The sequence below is a fragment of the Aporhodopirellula sallentina SM41 genome, from assembly GCF_000346505.1.
Taxonomy (GTDB): Bacteria; Planctomycetota; Planctomycetia; order Pirellulales; family Pirellulaceae; genus Rhodopirellula; species Rhodopirellula sallentina.
In genome coordinates, this window is the sequence record NZ_ANOH01000274.1 from 35,643 (window position 1) to 51,729 (window position 16,087).

At 56.7% G+C, this 16,087-nt stretch carries 18 protein-coding genes; 11 read left to right on the forward strand and 7 right to left on the reverse strand.

Annotated features, from left to right (window positions below; genetic code table 11):
* Window positions 1-705, forward strand: a complete 705-nt coding sequence (locus RSSM_RS18275) for an ABC transporter ATP-binding protein (RefSeq protein WP_008681965.1) — start codon at window positions 1-3, stop codon at window positions 703-705.
* Window positions 706-714: 9 nt separating this feature from the next.
* Here RSSM_RS18275 and RSSM_RS18280 read toward each other — a convergent pair whose 3' ends face one another.
* From RSSM_RS18280 to RSSM_RS18310, 5 genes are all read right to left on the reverse strand, one after another.
* The gene (locus tag RSSM_RS18280) at window positions 715-1,773 is read right to left on the reverse strand and encodes a fatty acid desaturase family protein (protein ID WP_008681967.1); all 1,059 of its coding nucleotides are present in this window, start codon (window positions 1,771-1,773) and stop codon (window positions 715-717) included.
* Between the two features lie 61 nt (window positions 1,774-1,834).
* Window positions 1,835-2,857 carry a tRNA dihydrouridine synthase DusB gene (dusB, locus tag RSSM_RS18285; protein ID WP_008681969.1) on the reverse strand — a complete coding sequence of 341 codons (1,023 nt, stop codon included), beginning with the start codon at window positions 2,855-2,857 and terminating at the stop codon, window positions 1,835-1,837.
* Window positions 2,858-2,880: 23 nt separating this feature from the next.
* A complete protein-coding gene (locus tag RSSM_RS18290) occupies window positions 2,881-4,182 on the reverse strand; it encodes a cytochrome c peroxidase (RefSeq protein ID WP_081613834.1) in 1,302 nt (433 codons plus the stop codon).
* A gap of 132 nt (window positions 4,183-4,314) precedes the next feature.
* The gene (locus RSSM_RS18295; protein WP_008681974.1) at window positions 4,315-5,328 is read right to left on the reverse strand and encodes a PP2C family protein-serine/threonine phosphatase; all 1,014 of its coding nucleotides are present in this window, start codon (window positions 5,326-5,328) and stop codon (window positions 4,315-4,317) included.
* Window positions 5,329-5,716: 388 nt separating this feature from the next.
* Entirely contained in the window at window positions 5,717-6,985 is a 1,269-nt protein-coding gene (locus RSSM_RS18310) for a radical SAM protein (protein ID WP_044302968.1), read from the reverse strand.
* Between the two features lie 433 nt (window positions 6,986-7,418).
* On the opposite strand from RSSM_RS18310, the gene RSSM_RS18315 reads away from it, so the two are divergent.
* The 9 genes from RSSM_RS18315 (at window position 7,419) to RSSM_RS33835 (ending at window position 12,878) form a co-directional block, all read left to right on the forward strand.
* Window positions 7,419-8,747: a Gfo/Idh/MocA family protein gene (locus tag RSSM_RS18315; RefSeq protein ID WP_390174061.1), complete on the forward strand. Its 1,329-nt coding sequence runs from the start codon at window positions 7,419-7,421 to the stop codon at window positions 8,745-8,747.
* 196 nt (window positions 8,748-8,943) lie between these two features.
* Window positions 8,944-9,399 carry a 50S ribosomal protein L13 gene (gene rplM, locus RSSM_RS18320; RefSeq protein ID WP_008681982.1) on the forward strand — a complete coding sequence of 152 codons (456 nt, stop codon included), beginning with the start codon at window positions 8,944-8,946 and terminating at the stop codon, window positions 9,397-9,399.
* Window positions 9,396-9,809 carry a 30S ribosomal protein S9 gene (gene rpsI / locus RSSM_RS18325; RefSeq protein WP_008681983.1) on the forward strand — a complete coding sequence of 138 codons (414 nt, stop codon included), beginning with the start codon at window positions 9,396-9,398 and terminating at the stop codon, window positions 9,807-9,809. The genes rplM and rpsI overlap by 4 nt, the downstream gene beginning before the upstream one ends.
* Window positions 9,810-9,822: 13 nt before the next feature.
* On the forward strand, window positions 9,823-10,044 hold the full coding sequence (gene infA, locus RSSM_RS32580) for a translation initiation factor IF-1 (RefSeq protein WP_008681989.1): 222 nt from the start codon (window positions 9,823-9,825) through the stop codon (window positions 10,042-10,044).
* A gap of 58 nt (window positions 10,045-10,102) precedes the next feature.
* Window positions 10,103-10,201 (forward strand): 50S ribosomal protein bL37, encoded by a 99-nt coding sequence (locus tag RSSM_RS35480; protein ID WP_372894368.1) that lies wholly within the window; start codon window positions 10,103-10,105, stop codon window positions 10,199-10,201.
* Between the two features lie 6 nt (window positions 10,202-10,207).
* Entirely contained in the window at window positions 10,208-10,744 is a 537-nt protein-coding gene (locus RSSM_RS18335) for a 3-hydroxyacyl-ACP dehydratase FabZ family protein (RefSeq protein WP_008681991.1), read from the forward strand.
* A gap of 399 nt (window positions 10,745-11,143) precedes the next feature.
* Window positions 11,144-11,686: a GspH/FimT family pseudopilin gene (locus tag RSSM_RS18340; protein WP_144059930.1), complete on the forward strand. Its 543-nt coding sequence runs from the start codon at window positions 11,144-11,146 to the stop codon at window positions 11,684-11,686.
* A 99-nt stretch (window positions 11,687-11,785) separates the two neighbouring features.
* Entirely contained in the window at window positions 11,786-12,136 is a 351-nt protein-coding gene (locus RSSM_RS18345) for a hypothetical protein (RefSeq protein WP_008681996.1), read from the forward strand.
* 583 nt (window positions 12,137-12,719) lie between these two features.
* A complete protein-coding gene (locus tag RSSM_RS33835) occupies window positions 12,720-12,878 on the forward strand; it encodes a hypothetical protein (RefSeq protein WP_008682000.1) in 159 nt (52 codons plus the stop codon).
* A 262-nt stretch (window positions 12,879-13,140) separates the two neighbouring features.
* Here the strand turns inward: RSSM_RS33835 and RSSM_RS18355 are convergent, their stop codons facing one another.
* Together RSSM_RS18355 and rplU are read right to left on the reverse strand one after the other, a co-directional pair.
* The gene (locus RSSM_RS18355; RefSeq protein WP_044302958.1) at window positions 13,141-14,238 is read right to left on the reverse strand and encodes a serine/threonine protein kinase; all 1,098 of its coding nucleotides are present in this window, start codon (window positions 14,236-14,238) and stop codon (window positions 13,141-13,143) included.
* A 19-nt stretch (window positions 14,239-14,257) separates the two neighbouring features.
* A complete protein-coding gene (gene rplU, locus RSSM_RS18360) occupies window positions 14,258-14,572 on the reverse strand; it encodes a 50S ribosomal protein L21 (protein ID WP_044302959.1) in 315 nt (104 codons plus the stop codon).
* A gap of 298 nt (window positions 14,573-14,870) precedes the next feature.
* On the opposite strand from rplU, the gene RSSM_RS18365 reads away from it, so the two are divergent.
* Window positions 14,871-15,713 carry a response regulator transcription factor gene (locus RSSM_RS18365; protein ID WP_008682007.1) on the forward strand — a complete coding sequence of 281 codons (843 nt, stop codon included), beginning with the start codon at window positions 14,871-14,873 and terminating at the stop codon, window positions 15,711-15,713.
* The last annotated feature ends 374 nt before the right edge of the window (window positions 15,714-16,087 follow it).

Below are 16,087 nucleotides of genomic sequence, written 5' to 3' on the forward strand. Positions count from 1 at the left end.
ATGACTCACGACGAATCTGTTTTGCTGGCCGTTGACGATGTCTGCAAGGACTACCCCGACGGAAACGTGCGAGCCCTCGACCACGTCAGTTTCGAAATTCATTCAGGCGAATATGTCGCCATCATGGGCCCGAGCGGCAGCGGAAAATCCACGCTGCTGAGCATCCTGGGAACCTTGGACCGTCCCACCTCGGGGAAGGTCATCTTCGAAGGAAACGTGGTCGACTCTTCCACGGACCTCGACGAACTCCGTTCCCGAGCGATCGGTTTCATCTTCCAATCGTTTTATCTGCTACCAACGTTAACCGCATTGGAGAACGTTCAGGTTCCCATGTTCGGAAGAGGAATGACGGGAGCACAGCGGATTGAAAAGGCCAGAGAACTCATCAACGCGGTAGGCATGAGTGAGCGAGAGAAACACCTTCCCAAACAACTCTCGGTAGGACAACGCCAACGCATCGCCATCGCACGTTCGTTGGCGAACGATCCTCGTCTGTTGCTCGCGGACGAACCGACGGGAAACCTTGATACCGTAACCGCAGCAGGAATCCTCGAACTATTCGATGAACTGCATGATGACCGAAAGATGACACTCGTCACGGTCACGCACAGTGAAGAGGTTGCTTTGGCGGCACAACGTGTCCTTCGCGTACGCGATGGACGTATCGAATCTGACGAAATCAACAAGACGTTGCAATCTTCCTGACGAACGATTTCATACCGCGGACATCTCTTTCGCCTTCTCTTCGTTGGCTTGCTCTTGCAAGTCCATCAACTCTTGAATCACCCCGGTGTATCCTTGAGTGATATGTGCCTTCGTTCGAAACTCCTCGTCTTTCATCAATTCCCGGTGCAACTCGCTCAGCCGATAGCCCGGCACGGACGGAAACAGATGATGCTCGAGGTGATAGTTCACCCCGTATGGCGCGATTAGCAACCGTTCAACAAAGTTCGGCAACACCGTCCGAGTGTCGTTCAATTCGTGATCACCCCGTGTGCCAAGGTGTTCTGCGGTGGCTCGGATACGGTTGATCAGATTCAGTACCGTAATTCCTGCCAACATGTAAATGACGACCAAGAGGATTGTGGTGCGCGGGTCAATTTTGAGTGCGATGGCAAAAAAGGAATACACACAGGCCGTCGATAACACGTAGAGCACTCTGCATCGCGGTGGGAAATCAGGCGAGCGAAAGTTGTTCCACGGCGCCCAGTGTTTGTACAGAATCCAACCTCGCAGAAAGTTGATTCCGAACACGCTGCGGATGAGGGTCAAGAACAAACCGAGTCGTGTCTTCGGCCACTCAAACCATTCCTGTTCCTCTTGCTGCGCGGCAAGGTCCTGGTCTTCTTCTGTGTTCGTATAGCGATGATGCCGAAAGTGCGTCTTTCGGTACAACGTCGTGCTCATCCCGATCGGGAAAGCAACAAAAAGATCCGAGACGACGTCGTTGAGCACACGGTTCTTGTACAGAAGATAGTGAGCTCCGTCGTGCATCAAGACACCGAGAGCCTGCATCCGGCTGGCCAGCACAATCATGCTGACCAGATAGACCGCCCAATGATTCACTTTGGCCGCGACCACGATCGCGCCAATCATGACGATCCACTGCACTGCGATGTAAAGCGTCGAGCGAACGGCGCTCACTTGAGAGAGCGAACGAACGAGCTCGACGTGTCGCTTTCGCGAGAAACGATCCAGGGCGCGAGTGGGCTCCGCATCCGTTGGGCTTTTTTGCAGCGTCGCCTCACGCAAGATCTGGTCGACGGTTCTCATCGGATCGGCATCGGATTTTCAGGTGGGTCATCAATGTTCGTTTGCCCACAGTTTACTCCGATTAACCGTCCGTGCTGACCGGAAAATGCTCATCGACAACTGCTTGGAACTCCTCCGCCGTCGATACTTTGGCGACATGGGTTCGAAAATGGCGAGCCCCGCGTTTGCCCTGTGCGTAACAGCACGCGTATTTTCGCATGAGAACCGTTGCTTTTTCCTCGCCAAAGCGATCCACAACGAGTCGATAGTGATGCAACATCACGTCACGCTGCTGCTCGAGAGTCGGGTCGGGCGGCACCGGTTCGCCACGTAACGCGGCAGCCGCCTGTGCAAACAACCATGGACGCCCCAAACACGCCCGCGCGATCATGACCGCGTCGACATTGTATTGCTCGAACGCCGCAACGACTTTCTCGGCACTGTCGAGATCACCGTTACCGATCAACGGGATATTCTTCAGGTGTGCCTTGATCTCGCTGATCCGATCCCAATCCGCGTTGCCGCGGAACATATCCGCCGCCGTTCGGCCGTGCACGGTCAGGGCCGCCGCACCGGCTTCTTCGACGACTCTCGCAATCTCGTTGCAGTTAATATTGGTCGGATGGCAGCCGAGGCGGATCTTGGCCGTCACCGGCGTCGGGGCGCAGGCACGAACCAATTTCGAGATGATCGCACTCATTCGCTGCGGCTCACGCAGCAGGTAACTCCCGCTGTGAGCCTTTTCGGTTACCTGGCGGACAGGGCATCCGAAATTGATGTCGACGACACTCACCCGATATTCTTCGACGAGCCGTCGACCTACCTTCGCCATGGTTTCGGGATCGTTGTCCCAAATTTGCACCGCCAACGGCCGGGGCTCATCGCCGACGCCCCAAAGGCGGTCGGGATGCTCGGCCTCGTTTTCATCCATCCACACGAACCCGCGGGCATTGACCATTTCGGTCGCCAGCAAGCCAGCACCTCCAAACTCGCGCACGATTTGGCGGAAGGCAGCGTTGGTGAAACCAGCCATCGGTGCCTGCAAAATCGGCGGGTCGATGGTCAGGTCACCAATCTTCAGTGGAGCAACAGCGGTACCAGGCATCAGTTCTCTAATGGGAATTTCGACTATTGATCGGCAGGCAATCGGCCTGTTTCGATGACCGGGAAGTCACTCGTCAGACCTTCGACCATGAAGGCCACGAGATCCGCCTTTTCCCCATCGGTCAGGTTGAGCACCTTCATTTTATCGCTCAACCAAGGGTTTGGATGTCCGCCCTTGTCATACCATTCGACGACCTCTTCGAGCGTCTTTTGACTGCCGTCATGCATGTATGGGGCCGAGTCGGCGACGTTCCGCATCGTGGGCGTCTTGAACGCGCCGCGATCCTTCTCCTCCTTCGTGATCTCGTAGCGTCCGAGATCTGGCTCGTCGCTGTCCATCCCGACACCGAGGTTGTGGAATTGCTCATCGGTGAAATTGGCACCCGCATGACAAACCGTGCAGTTGGCCTTTCCGAACGTCAACTCCATCCCACGAATCGCCGACTCGCTCATCGGATTCTTTGCGGCTTCTTCCTTGAGTCGCTTGTACTGCTCGGCGAGTTCGGGTTCTTCGTCGAGGTACTCAAGGTCATCCGCAAACGCTTTCTCAAATGTCGCCAACGGAGCGTAATAGTCGTACGGGGCAGGCCCGGTAACGACTGAGCGTTCGAACGTAGCGATCGCTCGGCCGACGTTTTCGATCGTCAGGCCATCGTCAAAGATGTGATCGAACTGGAGTTTGTATACGGGAATGGAACCGAGCGTTTGCACACAAACGTCATGGGTGTTCCCCATTTCGATCGGGTTCTCGATCGGCCCGACGGCTTGCTCTTCGAGCGTTCCCGCACGACCGTCGTGGAACTGGTGCCGACTCAGAATTCGGTTGAACGAAACGGGTGAGTTTCGGTTGCCGGTTTGACCATCGACTCCGATCCCGAATTGGGTATTCGCTCCCCAACCCTCTTCCGGAACGTGACACGACGCACATGAAATCGAATTGTCCGAAGACAGCCGGGTGTCAAAGTAAAGTTGGCGTCCGAGTTCGATCTTCGCCCGGGTCATCGGGTTGTCTTCAGGAATGAAGACGTTGCCCGCCGCCGCATGGAGACCGTGAGGTAATTTCACGTCGAGAATTGCATGGTTTTTAGGTTCGGCGAGCCACTTCCTGGCTTGCTCGACCGTCAACGGACCCTCGCCGGGAATCCCCGCGGTAAGGGATGGATCACCGAGACTCACCGTCTCGGTCGCGGGACCTCCCTGAGTGCCGGAGGCATCTTTCGCGAACGAACCGGATTGGCAAGCGAGAATCAAGAAACAAATCAGTGCGGCCCGAGGATTCAGCAACACGGACGCAACGACGCTATTGGAGAAACGACAATTCTTCATCACGGATTGGATCTGAGGGGGGTAGGAAATGGAGGCAGGGTCAAGCTCGAAAGCGTGACGGTACTTCTCATTCTAGACCAACCACCTCGACCTGACACGTGCTCAAACCGCAGAAGCGTCGATCGTGTTCACTCAACCAGGCAGCGTATCTTCGTCCGCGAAATCCTCGGGCATCAGTCCGTCTTCGGTGAGCAAATGCGACAGATCCGTTTCATCATCATCGTCGAACCGTTGGACTTGCAACTCAGGGCCGTTCTGGCCTCGGAAACTCAATGCGTGGTCGCTGATCTTCTGCGGCCCCGGGCTGCACACGACAACCGTGATGTTGTCCTCGCCCCCGGCAGCGTTTGCCAAACCGACCAACCGATGACAAATCCCACGGTGGTCACTGCAACCTTCCGATACCACCCCCGCGAGCGTCTCGGTCGACAGGTAACGACTCAGCCCGTCGCTGCACAGCAACACCATGTCTCCTTCGACCAAATCCGTCCGCCGGACCTCGGCGATCAACTCCTGATCACCACTGCCGCCGAGAACATTCCACAGCACGTTGCTCCACCGGCTTTGCTCTTCCTCTTCCGGTTTGAGACCACCGGACTCGACGAGTTGCCGGGCGAGAGTGTGATCGGTCGTTAGCTGTTCGCACTGCCCGTCTCGAATCAGATAGCACCGACTGTCTCCGGCGTGAACGACATACATCCGAGGCCAAACGATGTAGGCCATCGTCAACGTCGTTCCCATCCCGCGTTGCGAATCATCGTCCGCCGCCTCGGACAGAATCCGGGCGTGAGCCTGGCGGAGCAAATCCTTCAGTGAATCAATGAACTCGTCTTCGTGGTCGTGCTCAAGATGCAAAAACCAGTGCATCCGATTAAGCAATTCCGTGATCAAATGATCCATCGCCACGCTGCTGGCGCGACGCCCGGCGGCATGTCCCCCCATCCCATCGGCGACGATTAGCAGTTGACCGCGGGCACTGCCAAAGAGAGGAACTTCCTTGTCGACCAACAGACTCGTCGAATGCACCAACATCGACTTGCGCAGTTCGGCAATGAGAAATTGATCCTGATTCTCCGCGCGGCGTCGGCCGATGTCGGTCAGGCCACAGGCGTTCTTCGCACACGATTCGGGAGAGGTTGAACTCATCGATCTTTCCTCTCTACGGAGGGGGCATCAAAGTGGACTAAGTGTAACCCATCCGCAGTAGGCGTTGAGGTCAAATCAAACTGCTTTTTCGCCAAATCCGTTCCTGCCAAACCAACGCTCTCTTCCGTTTTCGTACGCGACATCACCGACTTCATTAGCAATACCGCCGTTTGCAAAAGTGAAACCATTCTCCGCAAATGTGGAGTCGTGCTCTGCAAATGCCGCTCCAACCACTCTCGCACTCGTATCACACGGCGAGACACATTGCGTTGAAAAAAGGGCCGGTTTCCAAAACGCCCGCCAGCCCGGTCATCTGCCCGACGAGCCTACCTATCCTGATCGACGATTGCCATGAAGACAGGGCATCGGCAAACGCGGGACCCGCGGTTTAGCGACGACTCGGTTCGCCAATCTGCACCAGTTCGGGTGCATCCACTTTGTCATCAGGATCCTGATACCGCTGCGCGTCAAAATGCCGAGCGTAGGTTCCGAAGTCGTTGAACGCGTACTTCTTCGCCCAGCGATAAACAAGACTTCGCTCTGGGATCTCATCACCGGGTTGATACTGACTTCGTCGAGGCGAAACATTTTTCAACTCTTCGATCACACCGCCGCGTGCGGTCGTATCACGCGCGCCGTGCTTTTCGGCAAGTTCGACGAGCAGATCAGGACGTTCCATGATTACGCAACCGCGAGTTTCTCCCGCGGTGAGTTCTCGGAAGTCTTTCAAAAAAGTCGACTCATTGAACGTGTCTTTCAATGGCCGGTCATCGTGAATCGATTCGGTCGCCAACTGAATGACCGGACAGGGCTCGATATCTCCCCATGGCCCGACGTGATGAGTGAAACCGGTGACCGCCGGACACAGTGCGTTGCCTGCGTCGTCGTGATAGGCGTCAATGACAACAATCGGTTTGGTGGCACGCGTGTCGACAACAAATTGACGAACCCGACGTTGTTCTTCACTCGACAGAGCCAACTGCGGATTCGGTTCCGGGCCGACCGGGCGGTAGATATGGAACCAGCAATACATCACCCCCATCTCGATCAAACGGTCGACCCATTTATCCGTGACGAGGTCATCGATGTTGGACTTGCAAACGCTCGTGCAAACCCCGACCAACAATTTGTTGCGCAGTGCCGCTTCGATCCCAGCCATCGTTTGATTGTAAACGCCATCTCGACCGCGGCGCGTATCGCTGATGATCTCGCTACCCTCGACACTGATCAATGGAGTGACGTTGCCACAATCACGCAAACGCTTTGCGACGTCATCGGTGATGAAATGTCCGTTGGTGAAGACCTGGAAATAAACATCCCGATGCCGCTCAAAAAGGGTCAACAAATCCTTATGCATGAACGGTTCACCACCGAGGATCCCAAAGAAGCTGTTGCCCATTTCTTTGGCTTGCTCGATCGTGCGGGTCGCCGCGTCGAGCTCAATTTTATGCTGCTTGGCCGCAACATCGACCCAACAGCCCTGACAACGCAAGTTGCAACTGTTGATGACCGACATGTACAGAAACGGCGGAAAGAACTCCCCCTTCTTGAGCCGTCGCTTGTGACGGTGCACGCTCCGGAGTCCTTTGACACCGAGCATCCAAACTGCTTTCGCGAGCAACCGTTTGTCCGTTTCCAAGGCAAACCGGCGAGCCATTCGGAGATACATGAGTGCAGCGTTTTCCTTGGCGGCGAATATTGGCGTCAAATTTCAAAACGGGTGATGGCAGCGACGCAAATCTTCCGACATCGTAGCGGGTAGCCACTATCGTAACAGAGCAACATTCCCAGGCTGCGTAGTTTATGCTGCTGGTCAAATCAGAATACTGCATCTACGAATGCATTGTGTGACATCTGCTGTGTGAGATCTGCGTTGGGTGACATCCGCCCGTCGCATTGAGACTGTTCTCCACCGCAAAGTCGCGGCAAGCCGTCGCGGTGACTACGATGCCACCCGCGGAGTCTATATAATCGCACGCGATTCTATCCCACCCCTTTTGCCCCTGCCAAACAGAGACGCCAACATGTCGAAATCTCCTGAAACCCCGGTTTCGCAAACCACCCAGCCGCAAACGGTCGGCCGTCGGCGAATGCTGCAAATCGCCGGTGCCGCGATGGCGACGCCGTACTTTGCGTGGTCACCCCGGACCATGGCGGATGAGCCCACCAGCAAAAACGACCGGATCAACATCGGCGTGATCGGCGCGGGCGGGATGGCAACCGGAAATATCAAATCAGCCGAAAAGTGGCTCGATGTGGTGGCCGTTGCGGACGTCGATTCCAAGCGTGCCGACAGCTTCAACGGCAAATTCAGCGACGGGAAAGCAAAAGTCTACAACGATTACCGGGCAATGCTCGATCGAGACGACATCGAGGTCCTGCACATCGCGACCCCGGATCACTGGCACACCAAACCGCTGATCGAAGCGATGCTCGCCGGAAAAGACGTGTACTGTGAAAAACCGCTCACGTTGACCGTCGACGAAGGAAAACTGATCCGCAAGGTGCAGAAGCAAACCGGCCGAATTGTTCAGGTCGGCACGCAGCAACGCAGCACTTTGCACCTGTTTGCCAAAGCGATGGCAATCGTCAACGAAGGCCGACTCGGACGACTTCGCCGTGTTCAGGCGGCAATCGGTGGTGCCCCATCGAGCCCCTCGATCCCGGTTGCCGAAGTCCCCGCCAACCTCGATTGGGACCGTTGGCTCGGACCCGCCCCCAAGGTGGACTACCGTTACATCAAAGCCGGCCGACGCCCCAACACTAACTGCCACTACGAATTCCGTTGGTGGTACGAGTACTCGGGCGGAAAACTCACCGACTGGGGTGCTCACCACGTCGACATATGCAACTGGGCACTCAAACTCAACGGCCAAACCGAAGGCCCGACGTCGCTCGGCGGAACGGCCACTCACCCGGTTGAGTTCAAGGACGGGGTCGCTCAGCAGAACGACCGGTACAACACCGCGACCGCGTTCAACTTCACCGTGAAGTATCCCGGCGGGACCGAAATGATCATCCGACACGACACCGACAACGGCGTGCTGCTCGAAGGCGACAAAGGTCGGATCTTCGTCAACCGCGGCAAACTCGTTGGACAACCCGTCGACGACCTGAAAGAGAACCCGCTGCCCGAAGACGCCATTTCCAAGGTGTACAAAGGACTGCCGATGGACCTCAACGGCCGCTCGCAGCACTGGGCGAACTTCCTGCACTGCCATCGCGAAGGGCTCGAGCCGATCTCCGATGTCCATTCCCACATGCAGATGCTCAACCTCTGCCACCTCGCAGGAATCTGCGCCCGCACCGGTCGCAACCTGACGTGGGACGACGCCTCGGAGCAAATCGTGGGCGACGAACAGGCCAACTCGATGCTCGCACGTCCTTATCGCGAAGGATATGAGATCGAGATGGGCTGATTCGGCCCCCCTCGTCGCCTCACCGCGGCCGATTCGCGTGACGCCGGCCTAAATGACTGATTTGCCGGCAAAGATCAAGCGGGGCTTCCGAAAAAACCTGATTTCGGGTACTCGGAAGCCCTTGCCTTCGACGGGGTGTGTCGAGTACGCTCTGCGATTCAAATTTTTGATGCCTCCCCTGAGAAAAGTTCCCACCGTGGCTGTTCAGCGAACCTACATGGCGAAACCCGGCGAAGTTCAAAAGCAATGGCATATCGTCGATGCTAGCGACGAAGTGCTGGGCCGTTTGGCCAGCGACATCGCCGTCGTTTTGATGGGCAAACACCGCCCCGAATACACACCCCACGTCGATTGCGGTGACTTCGTCATCGTGACCAACGTCGAAAAAATTGCGATGACCGGCAACAAAATGCAGGATCGTCACTACACCTGGTACACCGGGCACCCCGGATTGCGTTTGGAAAGCTACCAGGATCGTCAAAGCCGTAAACCGGAAGATCTTCTGCGGCACGCTGTTCGTCGCATGCTTCCTAAGAACAAGCTGGCCCGCCATATGCTGGGCAAGCTGAAGATCTACGCCGGCCCAGATCACCCACACACGGCGCAGCAACCCGTCGAATTGGCACGCACGAGCAAGAAAGTCAGCGCATGATCGCAGTAAAAAAAGACAAAATCACCGGCGATGCTCTCGGAACGGGCCGTCGGAAAAGCAGCGTTGCACGAGTCCGAGTTCGCTCGGGTAGCGGCAACATCACCGTCAATGGCAAGCCATTGAACGAGTACTTCGTAAACGACCAGGATCAACGTGCCATCGTCGAAACCCTTGAAGCAGCCGGATTGGCTGACAAGGTCGACATGACGGTTCGTGTTTCCGGCGGTGGAATGACCGGGCAAAGCGGTGCGGTTCGCATGGGCTTGGCTCGGGCATTGTGCTCGCACGACGAAGCCTTGCATGAACCCATGCGAGACGGCAGCTTCCTGACGCGGGACTCCCGCATGAAGGAACGGAAGAAACCTGGTCTTCGTGGTGCCCGCCGTGGCGTCCAGTTCAGCAAACGATAACCAGGCCCTACTCTTGAGTAAGAAAGAAGAAGCGTTCGAAGTCGAGGGGACCGTCACCCAGGCGCTCGCCAACACGCGATTTCGAGTCCAACTCGAAACCGGAAACGATGTGCTCGCGCACGTCGCCGGTCGCATGCGGAAGCACTTCATTCGGATCGTCCCCGGTGACAAGGTCCGAGTCGAACTGTCCCCGTACGACCTGACCAAAGGTCGAATCGTCTACCGAGAACGCTAGACGCTCCGCGACGATCCACTCGTCGCCTTCAATCACTCTCACCATCAGGTAAAATCTCGTGGCAAAACCACACCACAAACTGAAAAAGGCGAACCACGGGCGTCGTCCCGCCAGCGCCAAAGCCCGCAAGGCCAAACGAAAGAAGATCAAGACCTGATCTGCCGTGAAAAGCGAATACATCATCCAGCCGAGTATTCTCGACTTTGACAAACCGATTGCGGGCATCGAAGAAATTCGAAAGTTCAACCCGCAACGGCACGAGATGGAACAGTTGACCGCGATCCTTCATGAGGATCTCGAGACACATTCCTGCGCCGCATACAAGCAAATCACCGAAGACGAATTCTGGGTCCGCGGACACATGCCCGGCATGCCTCTCATGCCAGGCGTCATGATGCTCGAAGCCGTCGCGCAGCTCTCGAGCTACTACACCCAGAAACACGATCTCCTCGGTGCCGCCATGGTTGGATTTGGCGGCGTCGATGAAGTTCGCTTCCGCGGGGTCGTCGTCCCCGGCGATCGCCTGATCCTGATGGTCCGGCTCGACAAAACACGACGCGGCCGCATGATCGTTGCGAGCTTCCAAGGTGTCGTTGGCGAAAACCTCGTCCTCGAAGGCTGCCTTCGCGGGATCCCAATCCCAATCGAAGCCGTGACCGGCCAACTGGCGGGCAAACCCGACCCGACCACTTCTTCTTAATCGCCGCCGGCTTAACCTCAGACGAGTTCCACCCTGCGCTCTCGCCTGCCCGCGTAGCGCATTCACGGTGTAGCCAGCCCCCCGGGGCAGACAGTAGTGGATCTTGTCAAAGATCCTGGCACGCGGATCTTTAACAAGACCCACTACTCGAAAACAGAGCTGACCCAAACGATGAGTGCCGGCCTGCTCAACGCCAACCACGGACACGATTGCCCGCAGAACCGCTCTAACCAGCAGGAAAGCAAGCAACACGCAGGCACCTAGCCACCGGCCGAGGCCCCAGCACGACAAATCTCGCCCAACGCAGGCGCAGCTCGCTCGCAATTCCCACAAACCAGTGCGTCAGTTGTGAGCTACGGTTGTGAAGACTCCCTCGCTGCCTTCAGCTTCGCGCCGCAAATGCCTCGTCTCTGCACCCGCTCCGTTCACTCTCGCGCCTCGACGGACCCGCCGCGCCGGTCCTCCGCTGGACTCTCGAAGTGGATCAAGCTGCTGATCGTTGGCATTTGCGTGCTGCTCGCTGCTCCTCAGGTGATCGCTGCAACCGGCCGGAAACGAGTCCGTTCTCTGGCAAAAACGTTGCAAGACGACCTCGAACTCGCTCGTCGAACCGCGATGAATCGCCGAAAGCACGTATCCGTGTATTTCGATTGGAAGGGCCGGACCTACCACAGCCCGGACCTGCATGCCGGTGCCCACGACTCGCCGCTCCCCGTAGATTGCGGCGAGCAAGAACGGGATCAACTAGCGAACCGCTTTGACGGCAACGTCCAAATCACCGGAAATTTTTGCGACCAAACTGGCATCTGCTTCAACCCAGATGGCTCGCTTCGCACGGAAGACACCCACGGCACGCCGACATCCGCAGTCGAGATCACGGTGCAATTAGATGGCTACCAAACGAAACTCCTCATCCGGCCCGGAATGAGCCTTGTGGAGTAAAACGGCGCTGCCCCGCCGATCCAAAAACTTTTCAGAATTCTTCCCAATATCCGAACTGGATTCGCGAAGTGAACATGTCAGCAAAATATCCCCGCTTGCATGGACCAGTTTCAAATGAAGAGTTCCCTGAATTTCGGTGCCCCACTCTTTTTAGGTGCCGCACTCACTTTGGTTGCGATGACGATACTCGGCGCCGCAGCGCCTCAAGAAGCGAATGATGGTCACGATGCCCAAATCGTTCCCATCGCCGGAGGCATGGTGCTCATGTTGGCGGTGAACGACCGCGAAGAGGACCGCCTATACATTTACGAGATGGAGGGTGAGAAGACAGGCGATCAGATAAAACTGAAAGGCAGCATCGATCTATCTGCGACTGGCAAGGAACTGCTCCCAAAAAATGCCTTGCTTTCTGATGAAGCCGCAAAGTCCGACGAGCCTGACGCGGGATAGCTCAGGCGACAATCGGGCCGTTCGCATATGAAAACGCAGAAAGGAAAGAAAGAGATGCAGAAACAGAACCACGCTGACCAGCCGAAAGATTTAGACTCCGTTTCATCGCGTTGCTCTACGCTCCGTGTGTTGGCAGATAGGTTTCTTAATGCGGGCAACAAAACAGACCACTGGGATGCGGCTGTCGCGGTTGTCGCAGCTTGGCGTCACGAAAACCCAGACGATGACGAGCAGATCATTTCGCAAGTATGGCTCGAATCCGTTGGGTTTACTAAGCGAAGTGGGCCAGGATGGAAGTCAACGCACTTCAAGCGTTCGATTGCCGGCGAACTATCGGTGTGCAGTCAATTCGGTAACGTATGGTGGAACCAGGAACATATACGGTTTTGCAGAACACGTGGCGAAGTTCGCCGCCTGGTTTCTGCGATGGGGCTGGATGCGTAGAACAACGAGCTATCCGACTGAAGAAGGGATGACGCACAAGTCGCAACTTTGACCTCGCCACGGTTCGGATTGACGCACTACAGCCATTCCGGTTACCGTCGCCAGACGCTACGTTCGACCTCCACGGAAGGAAATCGAAATGACTGCGATTCTCGCATTGCTTTATTTGCTTATCATTCCGCACGCCGATCTGCTTAACACGTCACATAACAGCCGTGACCGAGTTCGTGGCACCTTCTTCACCGGTACGCCGATCTACTACGATATCCCAACTCGCGTTATTCCATTTCAAAGATGACGGACCCTGACTGGCGGACAACCACACGGTGCACCGGAGCCGGCTGGTAGCGGGAGCGGCTAGTCGAGGATCAACAACGTTGGCCCTCTGACCTATTTCGATACACGCGAAGTCAGTAGTGCGAGTTGTCATCCAAATTGGATGGCCACTCACGTTCGCTAAGTGACTAAGGATGATTTGCTCCGTGAGAGCAGGTGTAACTGATACTCGCCCACGGCAGATGAACGGCGATCACCAGCGAACCACGGCCGCACTCACCATCTCATCCGGCGAGTGCGATAACCGCAATGACCAGGGCCAACACGAGTAGCATGATCGCCACCTTCCAACCCTCTACCGCCTTGCGCGGGGTGCCTCCAATGCGAGCCTGAATCTGCTGCTCGAGCAACCGACGCCCTTGCTCGGTGACGTTTTCGGCACCGACGTCGTAGGGCTTCGGAGTTGCTCCTCGATAAACTTCTGCAGCCAACTGGCTAACGCCCGTTTCCTCCGGCGTCGTCCCCAAACCGTACTTCTCGCCGATCTCTAGCATAACGCCCTGGACCGCGCGGGCGCTGAAGGGCCGGTCTTCGGCACGCTTCGCGAGACAGGCATTGATGATCTCATCGAGCTCCGGCGGGGCGTCCCCGACGAGCGTCGTAATGCGAGGCGGAGGTGCGTGCAAATGCTGTTCGAACAACTGAGCGAAGTTCTCGCCCAAGAACACCTTCCGGCCGCTTAGCATCTCGAACATGCAGCAACCCAGCGCATAAAGATCGACTTTCCCAGAAATCGCAGTATCACCCACAATCTGCTCAGGCGCCATATAGGCATGCGTTCCGACAGTGAGACCCTGGTTCGTCAGATCCGCCGAGTGTTGGTCACGTGCGATGCCGAAGTCGCCAAGCTTGACCTGTGCGTCTCGGGTCAGGAAGAGGTTGCCGGGCTTCAAATCGCGGTGAATCACACCGTGATTATGGGCACACTGCAGGGCGGAACTGACCTGCCGACTGACGTCGACCACCACTGGCCAAACCAATCTACCGGTTGCCTCGATCAGGTCTTTAATGGTGCCTCCGTCGACACGCTCCATCACGTAGAACAGCTGCCCGTCCTCACTACCACCGCCGAAATAGCCGATGATGTTGGGGTGCTGCAATCGCTCGAGAATCAACATCTCGCGTCGAAAGCGTGCCTGAATCAGCTCATCACTGGAGACGGCGGGATGCAGCTTTTTGATGGCCAGGTCTTCGCCCACGAGCGCCTTTGCTGCAGGCGACACCTCGATATCGTCTCGTACACTTCCGTCGTAAATCGTACCGACCGTACCGACCCCAAGAACGGAGCCCAATTTAAAATCGGAAAGGTGCAGATGCGGCATCGACTAGGAAAGCAGGAAGCTAGACGCCTGCGATCTCTTCGATACGCACGCGCGTATTCGGTTGACGGTGGCCCGTGCGTTTCTTGCTGTGCTTACGGCGACGGAACTTTTGCACGTAGATTTTCTTGTCCATCGACTTGCCGAGAACCGAAGCGTTTACGGTGACGCCTTCGAGCGTTGGGGTGCCCAATTTCAGGCCTTCATCACCACCGACGGCCAAGACGGTGCCGAACTGCAGGTTTTCACCTTCAGCGGTATCGCGGAAATCGACGTCAATTTCCATCCCCGGCTCTACCCGGTACTGGCGTCCGCCGTCAACAAAAATGGCATACATAGTGAAATATACGGTTCAGGGGGTGATAGATGATGGATTTCTTTGGAAAGTCGAGGCGAGATCTTAGCGACCTTAGGCGAAAAAAACTAGGCCTTTCTGAAAGTTCGCGACTTCTGCGACTGATCTGATCCACCAAATTGACCGGCATAATCAGACGGATGACGAATCCAGTGGTGGGAACGCCCAAAAATCGCCGATTCCTGGGCTAACACGATGCTGATGTACACGTTCGGCGTCGGGGGCACGGAACACAACGGGGCAACGTTTTTTCCGTCACACTTATCAATTGCTAGCAAACATGGACTTTCACCCTGATAGAGCGGCGTACTCTCCCCGTCAAGACAGCAAAATTCCAACACCAACCTCCTCCCCCCGACAGAGAACTCACGGCGATGACAGCCGGATTCCTGTCGCGGTCATTCACCCCGGCAGTATCGAACGGCTCGGAATCCATCACTCATGGTCCACCTCCAGCTTCGTTGATGTGCGGGTGGTTGCCGCTGACTACGACGAGGCTCGCGACGCGTTGGTCGAGAAGGGAGCCCGGGTAGCGATTCTCGGCCTGAGGCCGCTGGCGAGCAGTTCGGCTGCGGTCAACGTCTCAATCCTTCGAGATACCCTGCGGCGCCATACCGATATTCGGTGGATCATTCTCTCACCCCAACCCTGCCCGGAGTGCCAAACGGCCTCTAAGCAGGAAGGTGCATTCGGTTATTTCGATACCCCGCTGTCGATCGAGCAGCTCGAATCGGCAGTTGCCTGGGTCGACATCGGACGTCAGGTGGGATGGCATGACGCCCCCGTGGCGAGTTCGGTCGGGCTGCGAAACACCCATGCGACCGCTGCGGAAGACTCCCTCGCAGAAGACCAGTTGTGGAAAGTGGACGCGAGTCACGTTCGACCGCGGATCCATCGAAACACAGAATCGCCGTTTCAAGAAAGCTCATCCGGACTGAAAAAGCTGTCTGAGCGTGAACGCGAGGTTCTCGAAGGTCTCGCATCGGGCCGAACCAACCAACAGATCGCAGATGAGTTGTATCTGAGCGTCAAAACGATCGAAACCTATCGGAGCCGGCTGAAACAAAAGCTCGGTTTGAAAGATCGGGCAGAAATCGTCGCATTCTTTCATTCGCGGGTTTGATCCGACCGGTGTGCCGTCAAACCTGCCGATCTGCATGTCAGGATGCCCGGACCAGGAATCCGGGCTTCCGCGACAGCGACCGCGGCCAGCGGACTCCTGATTCGCTGCCCCGGTCGCCGCTGTCCTGTTCGCCGCTGCCCTGTTCGCCGCTGCCCGGTTGGTGGTTGCCGAGTTTGCGGCAAGACGGTTTGTTGCTGCGCGATCGGTCCGCAGGGTGTCGGATTTTCAGGCTCGCTAGACGAGCGGCGGTCTCACCGGTGTCTGTATCGACTGACGCTTTCCAACCGCCTCGCGTTCGCCCGATGGTGCGATGGTTTCTTTATTGCCTACTTTTCCTTTTCGCAACGACGGGCCTTTTTGCAACCACGGCGTCT